Source organism: Janthinobacterium sp., from assembly GCF_031995485.1.
In the GTDB taxonomy this organism is placed as follows: Bacteria; Pseudomonadota; Gammaproteobacteria; order Burkholderiales; family Burkholderiaceae_D; genus Janthinobacterium.
The window spans coordinates 72271-75641 of record NZ_DAMAGB010000027.1 but is presented as its reverse complement, the minus strand read 5'-3'; the positions used below and the strand labels follow the sequence as shown (position 1 = coordinate 75641).

Here is a 3371-nt window from a genome sequence, read left to right as displayed (position 1 = left end):
CATCGGCACGGGGATCGGCACGTTGACGCCCACCATCCCTACCTGCACCCGGTGCGTGTATTCGCGCGCCGTATTGCCGTCGCGCGTGTAAATCGCCGTGCCGTTGCCATATTCATGCGCGTTGACCAGATCCAGCGCGGTGGCAAAGTCGGGCACGCGCACGATGCACAGCACCGGGCCGAAGATTTCTTCCTGGTAGATCGTCATCTCGGGCGTCACATGGTCGAACAGGCTGCCGCCGAGGAAGAAGCCCTGCTCATGGCCGGGCAATACGAAATTGCGGCCGTCGGCCACCAGGGTCGCCCCCTCCTTCACGCCGGCGGCGATATAGCCGGCAATTTTATCCTTGTGCACTTGCGTGACCACCGGCCCCATCTCGGCCGACAGGTCCATGCCCTGCGTGATTTTCAGTTCAGCAATGCGCGGCACCAGCGCGTCGACCAGCTGATCGCCCACATTGCCGACCGCCACCACCACCGAGATGGCCATGCAGCGCTCGCCGGCCGAACCGAAGGCGGCGCCCATCAGCGCGTCGACCGTCTGTGGAATATCGGCGTCCGGCATCACCACCATATGGTTTTTGGCGCCGCCCAGGGCCTGCACACGCTTGCCCTGGGCACAGCCGGTGGCGTAGATATATTCGGCAATCGGCGTCGAACCGACAAAACTGACGGCGCGCACGTCCGGATGGTGCAGCAGGCCGTCGACGGCTTCCTTGTCGCCCTGCACCACATTGAAGACGCCCTCGGGCAGGCCCGCTTCCGTGAGCAGCCTGGCCAGCAACAGGCTGGCTGACGGATCGCGCTCGGACGGCTTCAGGACAAACGTATTGCCGCAGGCGATCGCCATCGGGAACATCCACATCGGCACCATCACCGGGAAGTTGAACGGCGTAATGCCCACGCATACGCCCAGCGCCTGGCGGATCGACCAGGCGTCGATGCCGCCGGCGACCTGCTCCGAATACTCTCCCTTTATCATTTGCGGGATGCCGCAAGCGAACTCCACCACCTCGATGCCGCGCGTCACTTCCCCTTTGGCGTCGGTAAATACCTTGCCATGCTCGGATGTGATCAGCGCAGCCAGCTCATCGGAATGGGCTTCCAGCAATTCCTTGAACTTGAACATGACGCGCGCGCGGCGCAGTGGCGAGGTTTGCGACCAGGCCGGGAACGCCGCATGGGCGGCGGCCACGGCCGCATTCAGTTCGGCCGGAGTTGCCAGGGCCACCTTTGCGCTCACCGCACCGGTGGCCGGATTGAACACATCGGACAGGCGCTCGGAGCGCGAGGCCATCGGGTTGCCACCGATAAAGTGGCCTATGGTCGGGATACTCATTTATTTTTCCTTGGTTATTTCGTCATCAGCCATTCATGGGCCGGATCGTTTTTAAAATGCCAGACCCGTTTCGGGCCGGCCATCACATTCAGGTAGTAGCCGTCGTAGCCATACGGCACGGTGACCGGGTGGTAGCCGCGCGGCACCATCACCACATCGTGGTTTTCCACTGCCAGCGCCTGGTCGATGCTGCGGTCATCCGTGTAGACGCGCTGGAACGCAAAGCCCTGTTCGGGATGGAGGCGGTGGTAATAGGTTTCTTCCAGCGAACTTTCAAGCGGAATATTGTGGCTGTCGTGCTTGTGCGGCGGATAGCTCGACGAGTGGCCCGATGGCGTCACCACCTCGACCACCAGCAGGCCATCGGCCTCTTCCGTCTGCGGCAGAATGTCGCAGACATAGCGCGTGTTGGCGCCCTTGCCGCGCACCGAGCGCGTCATGGTATGCGGATCAATCAGGCGGGCTGGGCGGTCGGAGGTGCCCGGTGCGCTGCACAGGCCAACCTCGGCATTCCCGGTGGCCGTGATGCTGACCTGCATGCGGCGCGGCACATACACGGCCGCCGGCGGGCGGTCCTCGAACACGCTCTGGCGGCTGCCGATATTTTCCCAGGTCTGCTCGCCGGCCTTGACCGTCACCGTGCCGGTCAGCACCACGATGCACAGCTCGCGGCTGTCGGTTTCCAGCTTGATCCCCTCGCCCGCCGCCAGCCGGTGCGCGGCAAAGCCGACATGGGTCCAGCCGGCCGATTGCGGCGTCACTTCGACGATTTTTCCATCGACCTGGCTGCCCTTGACCAGCAGGCTGTTCATGCGGCCTCCCTGCCAAGGCGTGGTATTTCATCGACCAGCCTGGCAAGGTAATCGTGGCCCATTTTGGCATACTGATAACTGGGCGCCACGGCCGGGTCCTGCTCCGCTTCCACCACCAGCCAGCCCTGATAGCCGTGGCGGTACAGGGCTGCCAGGATGCCCGGAAAATCGATGCTGCCGTCGCCCGGCACGCTGAACGCGCCATTGATGACGGCCTGCAAAAAACTCCAGTGGCCGTTGCGGGCCAGGCGGATCACGTTCGGCCGCACATCCTTGCAGTGCACATGGCAGATGCGATCGATGTGCCTGTTCAATACCGTCAGCGCGTCGCCGCCGCCAAACGTGATATGGCCCGTGTCGAACAGCAGGCCCACTTCCGGCCCCGTCAGCGCCATCAGCTGGTCGACATCGGCAGGCGACTCCACATACGCGCCCATATGGTGGTGATAGGCCAGGCGCACGCCGTTATCGAGCAGATGCTTCGCAAACACGGTCAGCTTGCCGGCATAGTCCTGCCACTGCTGCTGCGTCTGGAAACGCGGGCGTTTGTACAGCGGGCGCGCTTCGCCCTGGATCGCGTCGGCCACTTCGCCGTAGACCATCACGGTGGCGCCGCTTTCGGCCAGCAGCGTCAAATGCGATTGCACCGCCGCGATCTCCTCTTGCGCCGAGCGGCTGGCCAGCCGGCCCGAATACCAGCCCGACACGCAGGCCAGGTCGTACTTGCCCAGCACGGCGCGCAAGGCGCTCGATTCCTTGGGAAACTTGTTGCCCAGCTCAAAGCCGGCATAGCCGATCTCGGCGCCTTCCTTCAATGCGGTTTCCAAGGGGGTTTCGCCGCCGAGCGACGGCAGGTCGTCGTTCATCCACGAAATCGGATTGATGCCGATCTTTACGTTCCATGTTGTACTCATTTTAATTGTCCTTGGCGGTCAAGTTCATAACGGGCGCGCGCGGCCTGCACGCCGGGCTGGGTCGACACTTCGGGCACGGCCACTTCCCACCAGCAGCCGCCCTCCTCGGTAGTGCGCGTATCGTCGGTATCGATACAGATCAGATAGGTGCGGCTGGCGGCGCGGGCGCGTACCAGTGCGGCTTCCAGGCCGGCAATGCCGTCCACATGTTCCGACAGCGCGCCCAGCGACTGTGCATGCAGCGCAAAGTCGATGGCTGGCGCGCCCTCGCCTTCGTGCAGGCAATCGGCCAGCATATTGTTGAACG

The 3371-nt window shown here is 63.5% G+C and carries 3 protein-coding genes and 1 pseudogene; all 4 read right to left on the bottom strand.

Annotated elements, in window-relative coordinates; genetic code table 11:
- Positions 1-1338, bottom strand: a 1338-nt coding sequence (locus tag RTQ46_RS15820) for a CoA-acylating methylmalonate-semialdehyde dehydrogenase (protein WP_312437990.1), incomplete at its 3' end; no start/stop codon positions are given.
- A 14-nt stretch (positions 1339-1352) separates the two neighbouring features.
- Entirely contained in the window at positions 1353-2150 is a 798-nt protein-coding gene (gene iolB / locus RTQ46_RS15815; protein WP_312437989.1) for a 5-deoxy-glucuronate isomerase, read from the bottom strand.
- Entirely contained in the window at positions 2147-3064 is a 918-nt protein-coding gene (gene iolE / locus RTQ46_RS15810) for a myo-inosose-2 dehydratase (protein ID WP_312437987.1), read from the bottom strand. The genes iolB and iolE overlap by 4 nt, the downstream gene beginning before the upstream one ends.
- Positions 3061-3371 (bottom strand): annotated as a pseudogene (locus tag RTQ46_RS15805) (3D-(3,5/4)-trihydroxycyclohexane-1,2-dione acylhydrolase (decyclizing)); the annotation flags it as partial. The pseudogene RTQ46_RS15805 and the gene iolE, both read right to left, overlap by 4 nt.

Bases quoted from the DNA above. Each gene is read 5' to 3' on its own strand.
- iolB (WP_312437989.1), bottom strand. From the start codon at position 2,150: ATGAACAGCCTGCTGGTCAAGGGCAGCCAGGTCGATGGAAAAATCGTC.
- iolE (WP_312437987.1), bottom strand. From the start codon at position 3,064: ATGAGTACAACATGGAACGTAAAGATCGGCATCAATCCGATTTCGTGG.